Consider the following 14,287-nt stretch of genomic DNA (forward strand, 5'->3'; position numbering starts at 1 on the left):
GCCCATTCAGGAAAAATCCAATGTCCATGTTGCGTGTTTTCAGTGTCTGCACCGCCCTCATTCTCTCCCTTGCCAGCGTCGCGGCTAATGCCGACCAGGCCAGCCATGCGCGCAATGCCGAGCGCTTCCTGCAGCTGGCCAACGCCGACCGGCTCGCCGTGCCGGTGTATGCCCAGGTGCAGCAGATGTTTGCCCAGCGTTTCGCCGAAACCCAGGCGCCGGAGAACAAGAAGGCGCTGCTCGAGCGCTATCAGGCCAAAGCCGATACGGCGCTGGACAAGGCCATCGGCTGGAAGAAGCTCGAACCCGAGCTGGTCAACCTCTACACCTCGCAGTTCACCGAGCAGGAACTGGCCGGGCTGATCGAATTCTACGAATCGCCGCTGGGCAAGAAGATGCTCGACAAGCTGCCGGAGCTCAACGCGCGTTCGGCCCAGCTGACGCAGAAGAAGCTCGAAGCCGCCGTGCCGGAAGTGAACAAGCTGTTGGCCGAGATGACGGCCGAACTCGATACCCAGAAGCCCTGATGGAGCCAGAATGTCCAAGCTCGAACTGATCCAGAACGCCCTGCAGGCGCTCGAACCGCAGCACCTCGAAGTGTTCGACGAGAGCCACATGCACAGCCGCGGCCAGGAAACCCACTACAAGGCGGTGATCGTGAGCCCGCAATTTTCCGGACTCAATTCGGTCAAGCGCCATCAGAAGGCCTATGCGGCCATGGGCGAGCTGATGCAGCAGGTGCATGCGCTGGCGCTGCATACCTATACCCCCGAGGAGTGGGCACAGCAGAACGCCGTGCCGGCCTCGCCGGTGTGCGCCGGCGGGCACAAGTAACCTCGCCGAGGTCGTTCGGCGCCTGCGAGCGCGCCAGCGGCGACTTGTTTGCTAGAATCCGCACCCCGCGCCGGCTCACGCCGGCGCTTTCGTTTCGCTGTCCCGTCCGCCCTTTGCGAGGGCGACCACCGGAGGAAATCGGCATGACTGCGAAGATCGTCGTCGCGGCGCTGTATAAATTCGTCGCCCTGCCGGACTACGTCGCGCTGCGCCAGCCGCTGCTCGACACGCTCACCGCCCACGGCATCCGCGGCACGCTGCTGCTGGCCGAGGAGGGTATCAATGGCACCGTTTCCGGCAGCCGCGCGGCGATCGATGCGCTGCTCGCCTGGTTCGCCCGCGATCCACGGCTGGCCGATATCGACCACAAGGAGTCGTACTGCGACGAGCAGCCGTTCTACCGCACCAAGGTCAAGCTGAAGAAGGAAATCGTCACCCTCGGCGTGCCCGGGGTCGATCCCAACCAGCGCGTCGGCACCTACGTCGAACCGAAAGACTGGAACGCGCTGGTCGACGATCCCGAAGTGCTGCTGATCGACACCCGTAACGACTACGAAGTCGCGATCGGCACCTTCGAGGGCGCGGTCGATCCCAAGACCGCCTCCTTCCGCGAGTTTCCCGAGTACATCAAGGCGCATTACGACCCGGCCCGGCACAAGAAGGTGGCGATGTTCTGCACCGGCGGCATCCGCTGCGAGAAGGCGTCGAGCTACATGCTCGGCGAGGGCTTCGAGGAGGTCTATCACCTCAAGGGCGGCATCCTCAAATACCTCGAGGAAGTGCCGGAGGCCGAGAGCCGCTGGCGTGGCGACTGCTTCGTGTTCGACAACCGCGTGACCGTGCGCCACGACCTGTCGGCTGGCGATTTCGACCTCTGCCACGCCTGCCGCAGCCCGATCTCCGTGGAAGACCGCCAGTCCCCGCACTACGCTGCCGGTATCAGTTGCCCGCACTGCTGGGACAGCCTGAGCGAGAAGACCCGCGCCAGCGCCCGCGAACGGCAGAAGCAGATCGAACTGGCGCGTCAGCGCAACCAGCCGTCGCCTATCGGCCGCGACCCGCGGCAACCGGACGCATGACCACCGCGGCGATGGCGGCCTAGTCTGCGCGCCGCCATCCGACCGAACATCGACCACCATCCCGGAGAAACCATGAGCGCTCGACTGATCTACGTGATGGACCCGATGTGTTCCTGGTGTTGGGGCTTCGCGCCGGTGCTGCAGGCGCTGGCCGAACAGGCGCAGGCACGCGACGTGCCGCTGACGCTGGTGGTCGGTGGCCTGCGTCGCGAACGTGCGGCGATGGATCAGGCCGGTCGGACACGCACCTTGTCGTACTGGCAGGCGGTGCACGATGCCACCGGTCAGCCGTTCAATTTCGACGCCGGCCTGCCCGAAGGACTGGTCTACGACACCGAGCCGGCCTGTCGCGCGCTGGTGGCGGCGCGCAGCCTGGAACCGGAGCGCGTCTGGCCGCTGGCGCAACTGATCCAGCAGGCCTTCTACGTCGAGGGGCGCGATGTGACTCTGCCGGCGCAGCTGGTCGAGCTGGCCGAGGCCGCCGGCATCCCGCGCATCGAATTCGCCGAGCGCTTCGATTCGCCGGACAGCCGCGCCGCCACCGAAGGCGACTTCAGCTGGGCACAGAACCTCGGCATCGCCGGCTTCCCGACCCTGCTCGCCGAGCGCCACGGCCAGCTGGCGTTGCTGACCAACGGCTATCAATCGCTGGAGCAGCTCGCGCCGTTGCTGGCGCGCTGGCTGGAGCGCAACGCCCATGCCTGATCGGCTCAGCTGGGCGGAGATTCGCCGCCTCGCCCTGCGTCACCGCAAGGCGCTGATCCTCGCCAACCTGGTCGCCGTGCTGGCGACGCTGTGCAGTGTGCCGATTCCGCTGCTGCTGCCGCTGCTGGTCGACGAAGTGCTGTTGGGGCAGGGCGACAGCGCGCTGCGGGTCATGGACCGGCTGCTGCCGGCGGACTGGCAGACGGCGGCCGGCTACATCGGCCTGATGCTGGGCGTGACCTTGCTACTGCGTAGTTCGGCGCTGGTGTTCAACGTCCTGCAGGCCCGGCTGTTCGCGCGGCTGTCCAAGGACATCGTCTACCGCATCCGCGTGCGACTGATCGAACGGCTCAAGCGCATCGCCCTGGCCGAGTACGAAAGTCTTGGCGGCGGTACGGTGGCGGCGCACCTGGTCACCGATCTGGAAACCATCGACAAATTCATCGGCGAGACCCTCAGTCGCCTGCTGGTGGCGCTGCTGTCGATCGTCGGCACCGCGGCGATCCTGGTGTGGATGCACTGGCAGCTGGCGCTGCTGATCCTGCTGTTCAACCCGCTGGTGATCTACGCCACGGTGCAGCTGGGCAAGCGTGTCAAACACCTGAAGAAGCTGGAAAACGACAGCACCGCCGGCTTCACCCAGGCGCTGACCGAAACCCTCGACGCGATCCAGGAGGTGCGCGCCGGTAATCGCCAGGGCTTCTTCCTCGGCCGGCTGGGGCTGAAGGCGCGCGAGGTTCGCGATTACGCCGTAGCCTCGCAATGGAAGACCGATGCCTCCAACCGCGCCAGCGGCCTGCTGTTCCAGTTCGGCATCGACGTGTTTCGCGCCGCGGCGATGCTCACCGTGCTGTTCTCCGACCTGTCCATCGGCCAGATGCTCGCGGTGTTCAGTTACCTGTGGTTCATGATCGGCCCGGTGGAGCAGCTGCTCAGCCTGCAGTACGCCTACTACGCCGCCGGAGGAGCGCTGACGCGCATCAACCAGCTGCTGGCACGCGCCGACGAACCGCAGTACGCCGGCAGCCAGGACCCGTTCGCCGGGCACGACACCGTGGCCATAGAGGTGCGCGGGCTGCAGTTTTCCTATCAGGACGAGCCGGTACTGGAGGGCTTGGACCTGACCATCGCCGCCGGCGAGAAGGTGGCCATCGTCGGCGCCAGCGGCGGCGGCAAGAGCACGCTGGTGCAGTTGTTGCTGGGGCTGTATCAGCCGCAGGCGGGGGAAATCCGCTTCGGTGGCGTGCCGCTGCCGGACATCGGCCTGAACACCGTGCGCGACAACGTCGCGGTGGTGCTGCAGCACCCGGCACTGTTCAACGACACGGTGCGTGCCAACCTCTGCATGGGCCGCGAACGCGACGACGCCAGTTGCTGGCGCGCGCTGGAGATCGCCCAGCTGGCCGAGACCGTGCGCCAGCTGCCGCAGGGGCTGGACAGCATCGTCGGCCGCTCCGGCGTGCGCCTGTCCGGTGGGCAGCGCCAGCGCCTGGCGGTGGCGCGGATGGTGCTGGCCGAGCCCAAGGTGGTAATCCTCGACGAAGCCACCTCGGCGCTGGATGCGGCCACCGAATATGCGCTGCATCAGCAGCTGGCGCGTTTCCTCGAAGGCCGCACCACGCTGATCATCGCCCACCGCCTGTCGGCGGTTAAGCAGGCCGACCGCGTGCTGGTGTTCGATGGCGGGCGCATCGCCGAACAGGGCGAGCATCGCCAGCTGATCGCCGAGGGCGGGCTCTACGCCAGGCTCTACGGCGATCTTCAGCATTGACGGGGACGCCCGCAGCCCGGCTGTCTGGCCGCCAGTCGCCTGGCGCCAAAAAAATCTAATTATTTAATTATTTACTCAACTATTAGTAAGCTCGGCCGACTTGCACTCCGTGCCTGACCAAACGGAAGTTCTCTGATGCGATCGCTTACCCAACTCTTCACTCATCTGTCCGTCGGTAAGAAGCTGGCTCTCGGTTTCGGCATGGTGCTGCTGCTGACCCTCGCCGTGGCGGCCACCGGCTTTGTTGCGGTAGACGCCACCGTGGCGCGTTCGCAGCAGATCAGCCAGGTGGCGCAGATCAACGCCGATATCCTCGACGCCCGTGGGCTGGAGCGCGATTACGCGCTGACCCGCCAGGAGCAGTCAGCCACCGCGCTCGGCGAGGTGCTGGGAAAACTGAATCGCGAGCTGGATGCCCTGGCGGCGGACGCCGGCACGGCCGAGCAGGCCAACCTGCAGCAGATTCGCCAGGCCGCGCAGGAATACGGCCGGCTGTTCGACCAGTATCGCCAGCTGATTATCCGTGGCGCCGAGCTGCGCGTGCGTATGGGCACGGCGGCGCAGACCAGCCGCGAAGAGTTCGAGTTCATCGAGCTGGACATGTACGACGCCGTGCGGGCGCTGCGTCTGGAGGGGGATCGCCTGAAAGGCAGCGATCCGCTGACTGTCGCCGAGGCCACCTCGGGGCTGACCAAGAACATCCTCGACCTGCGTACCCAGGAGAACGCCTACGTCGCCACCAGCGCCGAGGAGAACGCCCGCAACTGGCAATCGCTGCACACCGATGTCGTCACCATCGGCAGCAATTTGAAGATCTGGCTGAACGACGAGCAGAAAACCTCGATGGACACCGCGCTCGCCGAGCTGGAGGCCTATCGCCAGGCGTTCGACGAGTTCCGCGCGAATCGCGCCAAGCGCCTCGACGTGGAGCAGCAGATGGCCGAGCAGTCGCGCGTGGTGATCGCCGCCGCCGAGCAGACGCTGGCCGCGGCCACCGAGCAGATGCACGCGCAGCGCTCGAGCACCTACCTGCTGCTGGCGGTGATCGGTGCGCTGGCGATTCTCATCGGCCTGCTCGCCGCGGCGGGCATCTCGCGGATGATCGTCGTGCCGCTGCGCCACACCGTGCAGCAGGCGCAGCGGGTGGCTTCTGGCGACCTCACCCAATCGCAGGCCAGCCAGCGCGGCGATGAGCTGGGCCAGCTGCAGAACGCCATGCACGACATGACCGACAGCCTGCGCACACTGATCGGCCGCATCGGCGGCGGCGTCAGCCAGATCGCGGCGGCTGCCGAACAGCTGTCGGCCGTCACCGCGCAGACCAGCGCCGGGGTGGAGCGTCAGCGCGAGGAAACCGATCAGGTCGCCACCGCCATGAACGAAATGGCCGCCACCGTGCAGGAAGTGGCGCAGAACGCCGAGCAGGCCTCGTTCGCCGCGCAGCAGGCCGACCAGCAGTCGCGCCAGGGCGATCAGGTGGTGCGCAGCGCCATCGACGGCATCGGCAACCTGTCTACCGAGGTCGAGCAGTCGGCGCGTGCCATCGAGGAGCTGAACAGCGAAAGCGGGCGCATCGGCAGCGTGCTGGAGGTGATCCGCGCGGTAGCCGAGCAGACCAACCTGCTGGCGCTCAACGCCGCCATCGAGGCTGCGCGTGCCGGCGAGCAGGGGCGCGGCTTCGCCGTGGTCGCCGACGAGGTGCGCGCGCTGGCGCGGCGCACGCATGATTCCACCGAGGAGATCGAGGGGCTGATCGGTAACCTGCAGCGCGTCGCGCGCCAGGCGGTCGAGCAGATGGAAACCAGCCGCGGCCTGACCCAGAGCACCGTCGAGCTGGCCAACGAGGCAGGTGCGGCGCTGGGCCGGATCACCGAGTCGGTGTCGACCATCGAGCAGATGAATCAGCAGATCGCCGCCGCCGCCGAGCAGCAAAGCGCGGTCGCGGAGAACATTTCCGAGAGCGTTACCCGTGTGCGCGACATCGGCGAGCAGAGCGCCAGCGCCAGCGAGCAGACCGCCGCCGCCAGCGCCGAGCTGGCGCGCCTGGGGGGTGAGTTGCAGGCGCTGGTCCGGCAGTTCCGTATCTGACACCTGGCCGCCCAGCCACAACGACCCCGGCCACACGCCGGGGTTTTTATTCCGGGTCGCTCAGCGCTGGCCGAGGTCGGCCGCCCAGGCCTGTAGCGGCACTTCCGGATGCTGCTGCCAGATCCGTCGCCAGAGCACTTCCAGCCGCGCCAGATCGCCACGCTCGGCGGGGAGCCGCGCGGCCTCATGCAGCAGCGTCCAGCCGCTGCCGTTGCGTTCGGCCAGGGGGAAGCGGAAGGGGTGGTAGCCGGTCATGCCCAGGCGCAGGTCGGTGACCAGCAACTGACCGTCTTCCTCGTCGTAGCGCAGAAAACGGCCACTGAACCATTGCAGGCGCGCGTGCTGCGGCGAATCGGCCAGCACCTGCGCGAGCGCCGCGCCGCGCGGCAGGCTCACGAACTGCGGCGGCGCGTCGTCGAACCAGCCGACCAGCGCCTCGTGGTACTGCGCGCCGTCAATCAGGATCACCCGCCAGAGCAGGCTGTTGAACGGCGTTGGCGTGCTGAACAGCCGTTCGGCCTGGATGCCCGCGCGTGCCATCGCGGCCTCGACCCGTTGCTCGGCCATCTGCTTGCCGGCGACGGTGAAGCCCAGGTACAGCGACGACAGCAGCAGCGCCGCCGCCGGCCAGCGCGCGGCACGCCCGCGCAGGCCGAACAGGCCACCGACCAGCACCGCCAGCAGCAGTGGCACGCTGTACAGCGGATCGATGATGAACACGCTCGACCAGGCGATCGGCGGCGTCGGCAACGGCCACAGCAGTTGCGTGCCATAGCTGGTGAACGCATCGAGCAGCACATGGGTGAGCAGCACCAGCCACAGCGTGAGCAGCAGGCGCGTGCCGGAGTAGCCGGCATCCGGTCGCCAGCGGCGGATCAGTGCCGTCAGCAGCAGGGCGACGGCGCTGACCACGAACAGCGAATGGCTGAAACCGCGGTGATAGGTCATGTTGGCCACCGCATCGCCGTAGTCGATGACTACGTCGAGATCCGGCAGGGTGCCGAGCGCGGCGCCATACAGCAGCGCCTTGCGGCCCTGCCAGCGGCCGAGCAGGGCCGCCTGCACGCTGGCGCCGAGTACCGCCTGGGTGATCGAGTCCATCAAATAATTCCGTACGCGAGGTGGATTACCTTAGCCGAAACCCCGGCGCGCTTTGCCGGCCAATTGTGTTCAAACCTGTCCGTGACGGCGCGCGCGTAGGACAATCGCCGCGACTCCCGATTGCGCGAAGGTCCCATGCTGGAAATCTCCAACGCCGTGCAGCTGCCGGATGCCGAGATCGAGTTCACCGCAATTCGCGCCCAGGGCGCCGGTGGGCAGAACGTCAACAAGGTATCCAGTGCGCTGCACCTGCGTTTCGACATCAAGGCTTCGTCGCTGCCGGCGTTCTACCAGGAACGCCTGCTGGCGCTGCGCGACAGCCGCATCACCGCCGATGGCGTGATCGTCATCAAGGCCCAGCGCTATCGCACGCAGGAGCTGAACCGTGCCGATGCGCTCGAACGGCTCGCCGAGCTGATTCGCAGCGTCGCCAAGGTCGAGAAGGCGCGCCGCCCGACGCGGCCCACGCTGGGCTCGAAGACGCGCCGGCTGGAGGGCAAGAGCAAACGCGGTGCGATCAAGGCCGGGCGCGGCAAGGTGGATTACTGAAGCGCCATCAGGTGCCGGTGCGTTGCTCCGCCGGCGGCTCTTCGGGTGGCAGATCGTCCAGAGGCTCCTCGCTGAGCGGTTCGGCAGGCACGCTTTCCGGCGCATCGGGCATCAGCTCCATCACCGTGGGGCTGGTGCGCAGCATCGGCGTGAAGTGGCCGTGCGGTTCGGTGACCAGATCGATGACCTTGCGCGGACGATAGAAGGCGTAGAACGCCAGAACGCCGAGCGACACCGTGTAGAACAGCGGCAGCGCCACCGGGCCGGCCAGGTGCATCAGGCCGCCGGCGATCACTGGGCCGAGCGCCGCGCCGAAGCCGTTGACCAGCAGCAGGCCGCTGGAGCCGGAGAGAATCTCGTCCGGGTTGAGGTGGTCGACCATCTGCGCGACGGCGATGGAATAGATCGAGAACGCCAGCCCGCCCCAGACGAACATTACACCCAGCAACACCGGGCCGGCGTCGAGCAGCGCCAGGCCGAGCGGCAACGCTGCGGCCAGCGTGACTACCCAGAGCAGCACGCTGCGCCGCTCGAAGCGGTCGGACAGCAGTCCGATCGGCCATTGCAGCAGCGCGCCGCCGAGAATGGTCACGCTCATCATCAGGCCGATCCCGGCGTCATCGAAGCCGACCTGCCCCGCATAGACCGGAGCCAGCCCCCAGAACCCGCCCAGACAGAAGCCCGAGATGCCGGCCGCCATCAACGGCAGCGGGGCGATGCGCGCCAGTTGTAGCAGGTCGGTCGGCGGCACGTCCGGCAGTGCCGGTTGCGGCTGGCGGGTGAGGGTGATCGGCATCATCGCCGCGCCGATGAGGATGGTCGCCACGGCGAACAGGGTGAATTCCATCGGGCTGTCGAGCCCCAGCAACTGCTGCGCCGCCGCCAGCGAACCGAGGTTGACCGCCATGTACACCGCGAACACCTGGCCGCGCTTCTCGCCGCTGACCTGCGCGTTCAGCCAGCTCTCGATGACCATGTACAGCGTCACCAGCGCGACCCCGTACATCACCCGCAGCACCAGCCACACCCAGGGATTGACGATCAGCACGTGCAGCAGCACGGCGGTCGCCGCCAGCGCGGCGTAGAAGGAAAACGTGCGGATGTGGCCGATACGCCGGATCAGCGAGGGCGCGAGCCAGGTGCCGATCAGGAAGCCGCCGAAATAGCCGGACATCAGCAGGCCGACCATGCCGGTCGAATAGCCCTCGGCGATGCCGCGCAGCGTCAGCAGGGTGTTGAGCAGACCGTGCCCGAGCAGCAGCAAGGCCACGCCGCCGAGCAGCGAACTGATGGGAGCGATCAAGGACTTCATGGGCGACACCCTAGGCAACGAAATCGGCTAAGGCAAGTTTCGGTACGCCGGCCCTGGGCCTGCGAAAGCTCGTAACCTGCTGATTGGAAAGTAGAAAATCGATTGGGTGGGGTGGCTCATCGCAACACACCGCTCCCTGTGTTGCTGTTGGGCAGCAGCAAACGCTCAGGATTCCCGCAGCAGCGTGCGCGACAGCGGCTCGGCATGACGTACCGCCTGGTTCAGTGACTGCACCGCCTCGGCCATCGCCTGGCGATCCAGCGCGCCGGACAGGGTGATCGATGCCTGTTCGACGACCGCTTCGGCGTGGTGCAGCAGGACACGCTCGGTGGCGCTGTTGCCGGCGGCGTACAGCAGATTCTTGCAGGCCTGCAGCAGCGTCATCAGTATCTGCAGGTCGTTGCTGCCGTAGCGGCGCAGGGGGCCGAACGCCAGCTGCAGCATGGCGTCCAGCTCCAGCTCGCGGATGAACAGGCGCGGCTGGCCCTCGATCGGGGCGACTTCGTGGTTGGGCAGGCGCATGCGCTCGGCCAAGAGCACGCCAAGCATGTCGATCGCCTTGATCGCCGTGCCCGGGTCGTTGATGCCCGGGCTCAAGGCGCGGATGGCGATCTCGACGATCTGCTTGAAGCCGAAGAAGAAGTGTCGGTGGGCGTACTCTTCGACATAGAAGTCGAAGCAGTCCAGCAGCCGGCTCACGCAGTCTTCGTCCAGCTCGCGGTCCAGGCGGATCAGCGGGTGGCCCGGCATGACGAAAAAGCCGTAATGCACCTGGATCGTCATGTGCGCGTTCTGCTCTTCCAGCAGCGCCTGCGCCGCAGAGACGTTCAGCGCCTTGAAGTAGCCCGAACGTCGCGCGCGGATCGTCGTCCAGCGGCTGTCGTCGGGCCAGGGAATCACGTCGCGGTCGTCAAGCTGGCGGCGTCTGGCGTGGAGCTGGCCGAGGGTCTGCTTGTAGACCCGGTTGAGGATGTAGTCGACCTGGATCGACAGCGAAATCGAGCGGATGAAGTAGATGAACAGGCACAGGCAGATCACGCCCAGAAAGAGCGCCAGAAAGACGCCCAGACTCGGCACATTGATGTCGTCGCCTTCCTGAATGGTGGAAATGAGCATCAGCGAACCGATGATCGTGCCGAGATAGACGCCGAGCACCAGCTGATGACTGCGGCTGCTGATCAGCCCGGGAATGACCCGCGGCGACAGCGAGGAGGCGGCCGAGTTGAGCACCACCATGACCATCGAGAAGCTGAACACCATCAGCGAGATGATCCCGCCGACCAGGGTGCCGAGTATCAGCCGGGCGTTCTCGGCGTTCTTCACCACGCCAAGTTCGAGCTGCTCCTTGTAGGGCTGCAGCCAGGTCAGTTCCAGCACGATGGTGATCAGGCACAGGCAGGCCAGGCCCAGGGCAATAAGCGTCGGGTAGAAGGCGATGCTGCCGATGACTCGGTGATACAGGCGAAACAGCCTGTTGGTCAGTGCGGACATGTCAGCTCCCTGCAGAGGTTCGGCGATGCGTGCCTAACCGCCGTTCGGCAGCAAAGGCCGGGCAACGTTCGTTTCGGCGGCTACATCGGGCGCCAGGGTGGCGATCAGGGCCCGTACCGAACCGGGCAGGGCGTCCAGCTCGCGCACCAGGATGCTGCGTTCGCGCACCGCCCAGGGCTCGTCGAGCTGCACCAGCGCCAGCTGCATGGTGCGGCTGTGCCGGCGCGCGGCCGACTCGGGAATGATGCCGATGCCGACACCGGCCTCGATCATCCGGCACACCGCCTCGAAGCTCGACACCTGGATGCGCAACGACAGCTGACCGCCGAGTTTTTCCACCTGATCGCGCAGGAAGGTCAGCAGCGTGCTGCCTTCGTGCAGGCCGATGTGCTGGTAGGCCAGGGTCTGGCGCAGGGTCAGGTTCGATTCGCCGGCCAGCGGATGGCCGACCGGCACCGCCAGCAGCAGGCGGTCGGTGCTGAAGTGCAGCACCTGCAAACCTTCGGCGCGCACCGGGCCGGCGATGATGCCCATGTCGGTGCTGCCGTCGAGCACACCACGGACGATGTCGCGGCTCAGCCGTTCCTGCAGGTCCACCGTGACGCCGGGGCGCTCGGCAAGAAAACCGGCCAGCACTTCCGGCAGGAATTCGGTCACCGCCGTGGTGTTGGCGAAGATGCGGATGTGGCCGGCCGAATCGGTGCCGTATTCGGTGAACTCGCTTTTCAGGTAATCCACCTGGCGCATGATCAGCCGCGCGTGCTGCAGCAGCTTCTGCCCGGCCGGCGTCAGCTCCACCCCTCGGCTGTCGCGATACAGCAGGCGACTGTCGAGCTGGCTTTCCAACGCCTTGATCCGCGCGCTGGCCGCCGCTGGCGAGAGGTGCGCGCGGCGGGCGCCCTGAGTCAGGCTGGGCGATTCGGCGATATGGATGAACAGGCGCAGATCGGCCAGATCGAAATGCATGGACGAGCCTCGTACGGTGATTGGCGTTCAGCTTAGCCGAACGCGGGTGTCGAAAAATACAAATTCCCGGAACGCCGGCTCCGTTGCATCCTCGATTCAAACAAGACAACAACCGGACAGCGCAATGACCGATATTTCTGCCTGGATTGGCCGCACCGAAGAAGTCCACGACCAGCTCAGCCGCAACCTGCTGATGCGCATTGCCGCCACGCTCGGCGAGAAGACGCCTGCGCACGGCGAGGCGCTGCCACCGCTGTGGCAATGGTGTTTCTTCCAGGAGCCGGTGTTCGAGAGCGGTCTCGGCGAAGACGGCCATCCGGCGCGCGGCGGCTTCCTGCCACCGGCCGCCGACCGCAACCGCATGTGGGCCGGCGGCCGGGTCGAGTTCCTTCGTCCGCTGGAGGCCGGCGGTGAGGCACGGCGGGTTTCCACCATCAAGCACATCGAAGAAAAGCACGGCCGCAGCGGCGCGTTGCTGTTCGTCACCGTGCAGCACGACTACCTGCAAGACGGCCGTCTGGCGATCCGCGAGGAGCAGGACATCGTCTACCGTGAACCCACTCCGCCCAAGGCCAGCAGCGGCGAGCCGATGGTCGCCGGTGACTGGCGCGAAGCGGTGACGCCGACGCCGACGCTGCTGTTCCGCTATTCGGCGGTCACCTTCAACGGCCACCGCATCCATTACGACTGGCCCTACGTCACCGAGAGCGAAGGCTATGCCGGGCTGGTGGTGCACGGCCCGCTGATCGCCACCCTCAACCTGCGCGCGTTCTGCCGTGCCAACCCCGAGGCCCGCCTGCGCCGTTTCGCCTATCGCGGCGTGCGGCCGCTGATCGCGCCGCAGCCGTTCGAGGTGGGCGGGCGCATCGTCGCGCCGGGCCAGGCCGAACTCTGGGCCGGCGACCACAACGGCCTGGCGCAGAAAGCCGAAGTGGAATTCGACTGAATCGTAGGGTGGATAACGGCGCAGCCTTATCCACCGAAAGCCCGGCGGTGGCGTTCCACCCGGTGGATTCGCCACCCGGTGGAACGCCACCCGGTGGATCGATGAAGCGCGATCCACCCTACGCCTGCCGCGACAACCAGAAGTGGTGAGAATCGAGATGACCCCGAACAAGACCGAAGAACTGAACTTCATCCGCGAAGGCGTACGCGCCCTGTGTGCCGACTTCCCCGCCGAATACTGGCGCAAGATCGACGAGGAAAAGGGCTTCCCCGAAGCCTTCGTCACGGCCATGACCGAAGCCGGCTGGCTGTCGGCGATGATCCCCGAAGAATACGGCGGCTCGGGCCTGGGCCTGGCGGAAGCCTCGGTGATCCTCGAGGAAGTGAACCACTGCGGTGGCAACTCCGGGACCATCCACGGCCAGATGTACAACATGTTCACCCTGCTCAGAAACGGCAGCGAGGAACAGAAACGCTACTACCTGCCCAAACTCGCCAGCGGCGAGCTGCGCCTGCAGTCGATGGGCGTCACCGAGCCGACCACCGGTACCGACACCACCAAGATCAAGACCACGGCGGTGAAGAAGGGCGACAAGTACGTCATCAACGGGCAGAAGGTGTGGATCTCGCGCATCCAGCATTCGGACCTGATGATCCTGCTGGCGCGCACCACGCCGCTGGCCGAGGTGCAGCGCAAGGCCGACGGCATGTCGATCTTCCTCGTCGACCTGCGCGAAGCCATCGGCAACGGCCTGACCGTCCAGCCGATCGCCAACATGGTCAACCATGAGACCAACGAGCTGTTCTTCGACAACCTGGAAATCCCGGCCAGCAGCCTGATCGGCGAGGAGGGCAAGGGCTTTCGCTACATCCTCGACGGCCTCAACGCCGAGCGCACGCTGATCGCCGCCGAGTGCATCGGCGACGGCCGCTGGTTCGTCGAGAAATCGGCGCAGTACGCCCGCGACCGCGTGGTGTTCGGCCGGCCCATCGGGCAGAACCAGGGCGTGCAGTTCCCCATTGCCGAGGCGCACATCGAGCTGGAAGCGGCCGACCTGATGCGCTGGCGCGCCTGCGAGGAATACGACGCCGGGCGTAACGCCGGTGCTGCGGCGAACATGGCCAAGTACCTGGCGGCCAAGGCCAGCTGGGAGGCGGCCAACGCCTGCCTGCAGACCCACGGCGGCTTCGGCTTCGCCAACGAATACGACGTGGAGCGCAAGTTCCGCGAGACGCGGCTGTACCAGGTCGCGCCAATCTCCACCAACCTGATCCTGTCCTATGTAGCCGAGCACCTGCTGGAGCTGCCGCGCAGTTTCTGACGGTAGGGTGGAAAACGACCGCAGGTCTTTTCCACGCGCGTTCAACAGGCGATGCAGTTGAGCGGATTCGGACAGATGCGTGGAAAAGGCTTCGCCGTTTTCCACGCTACGACGGCGGGTTTGT

13 protein-coding genes are annotated in these 14,287 nt (G+C 66.4%); 9 read left to right on the top strand and 4 right to left on the bottom strand.

The features are described 5' to 3' along the window. The first annotated feature begins 20 nt into the window (after positions 1 to 20). The 6 genes from NAV27_RS08730 to NAV27_RS08755 all read left to right on the top strand — a co-directional run bounded on the left by NAV27_RS08730 (position 21) and on the right by NAV27_RS08755 (position 6,477). Positions 21 to 527 (top strand): DUF2059 domain-containing protein, encoded by a 507-nt coding sequence (locus NAV27_RS08730; RefSeq protein WP_102829339.1) that lies wholly within the window; start codon positions 21 to 23, stop codon positions 525 to 527. 10 nt (positions 528 to 537) lie between these two features. After that, positions 538 to 834, top strand: coding sequence for a BolA family protein (locus NAV27_RS08735; protein ID WP_102829338.1), 297 nt, complete (start codon positions 538 to 540; stop codon positions 832 to 834). A gap of 143 nt (positions 835 to 977) precedes the next feature. Further along, entirely contained in the window at positions 978 to 1,913 is a 936-nt protein-coding gene (gene trhO / locus NAV27_RS08740; protein ID WP_102829337.1) for an oxygen-dependent tRNA uridine(34) hydroxylase TrhO, read from the top strand. Between the two features lie 72 nt (positions 1,914 to 1,985). Beyond that, positions 1,986 to 2,618, top strand: a complete 633-nt coding sequence (locus NAV27_RS08745) for a DsbA family protein (RefSeq protein ID WP_102829336.1) — start codon at positions 1,986 to 1,988, stop codon at positions 2,616 to 2,618. Further along, the gene (locus tag NAV27_RS08750; RefSeq protein ID WP_102829335.1) at positions 2,611 to 4,389 is read left to right on the top strand and encodes an ABC transporter ATP-binding protein; all 1,779 of its coding nucleotides are present in this window, start codon (positions 2,611 to 2,613) and stop codon (positions 4,387 to 4,389) included. The genes NAV27_RS08745 and NAV27_RS08750 overlap by 8 nt, the downstream gene beginning before the upstream one ends. A 135-nt stretch (positions 4,390 to 4,524) precedes the next feature. Continuing rightward, complete coding sequence (locus NAV27_RS08755) at positions 4,525 to 6,477, top strand: HAMP domain-containing methyl-accepting chemotaxis protein (protein WP_102829334.1); 1,953 nt, start codon at positions 4,525 to 4,527, stop codon at positions 6,475 to 6,477. A 60-nt stretch (positions 6,478 to 6,537) separates the two neighbouring features. Here NAV27_RS08755 and NAV27_RS08760 read toward each other — a convergent pair whose 3' ends face one another. Beyond that, entirely contained in the window at positions 6,538 to 7,578 is a 1,041-nt protein-coding gene (locus NAV27_RS08760; RefSeq protein WP_102829333.1) for a metal-dependent hydrolase, read from the bottom strand. A gap of 135 nt (positions 7,579 to 7,713) precedes the next feature. On the opposite strand from NAV27_RS08760, the gene arfB reads away from it, so the two are divergent. Then, positions 7,714 to 8,127, top strand: a complete 414-nt coding sequence (gene arfB, locus NAV27_RS08765; protein ID WP_043297169.1) for an alternative ribosome rescue aminoacyl-tRNA hydrolase ArfB — start codon at positions 7,714 to 7,716, stop codon at positions 8,125 to 8,127. A 7-nt stretch (positions 8,128 to 8,134) separates the two neighbouring features. Here the strand turns inward: arfB and NAV27_RS08770 are convergent, their stop codons facing one another. The 3 genes from NAV27_RS08770 to NAV27_RS08780 form a co-directional block, all read right to left on the bottom strand. Continuing rightward, positions 8,135 to 9,439, bottom strand: a complete 1,305-nt coding sequence (locus tag NAV27_RS08770) for an MFS transporter (protein ID WP_054093242.1) — start codon at positions 9,437 to 9,439, stop codon at positions 8,135 to 8,137. 165 nt (positions 9,440 to 9,604) lie between these two features. Further along, on the bottom strand, positions 9,605 to 10,930 hold the full coding sequence (locus tag NAV27_RS08775) for a DUF2254 domain-containing protein (protein ID WP_102829332.1): 1,326 nt from the start codon (positions 10,928 to 10,930) through the stop codon (positions 9,605 to 9,607). Positions 10,931 to 10,963: 33 nt separating this feature from the next. Continuing rightward, positions 10,964 to 11,896, bottom strand: a complete 933-nt coding sequence (locus tag NAV27_RS08780; RefSeq protein ID WP_043297167.1) for a LysR family transcriptional regulator — start codon at positions 11,894 to 11,896, stop codon at positions 10,964 to 10,966. Positions 11,897 to 12,020: 124 nt separating this feature from the next. Here NAV27_RS08780 and NAV27_RS08785 point away from each other — a divergent pair, with 124 nt between their 5' ends. Next, positions 12,021 to 12,842 carry an HTD2 family dehydratase gene (locus tag NAV27_RS08785; RefSeq protein ID WP_102829331.1) on the top strand — a complete coding sequence of 274 codons (822 nt, stop codon included), beginning with the start codon at positions 12,021 to 12,023 and terminating at the stop codon, positions 12,840 to 12,842. Between the two features lie 157 nt (positions 12,843 to 12,999). Beyond that, complete coding sequence (locus NAV27_RS08790; RefSeq protein ID WP_008570277.1) at positions 13,000 to 14,163, top strand: acyl-CoA dehydrogenase family protein; 1,164 nt, start codon at positions 13,000 to 13,002, stop codon at positions 14,161 to 14,163. The last annotated feature ends 124 nt before the right edge of the window (positions 14,164 to 14,287 follow it).

The organism is Stutzerimonas degradans (assembly GCF_024448505.1).
In the GTDB taxonomy this organism is placed as follows: Bacteria; Pseudomonadota; Gammaproteobacteria; order Pseudomonadales; family Pseudomonadaceae; genus Stutzerimonas; species Stutzerimonas degradans.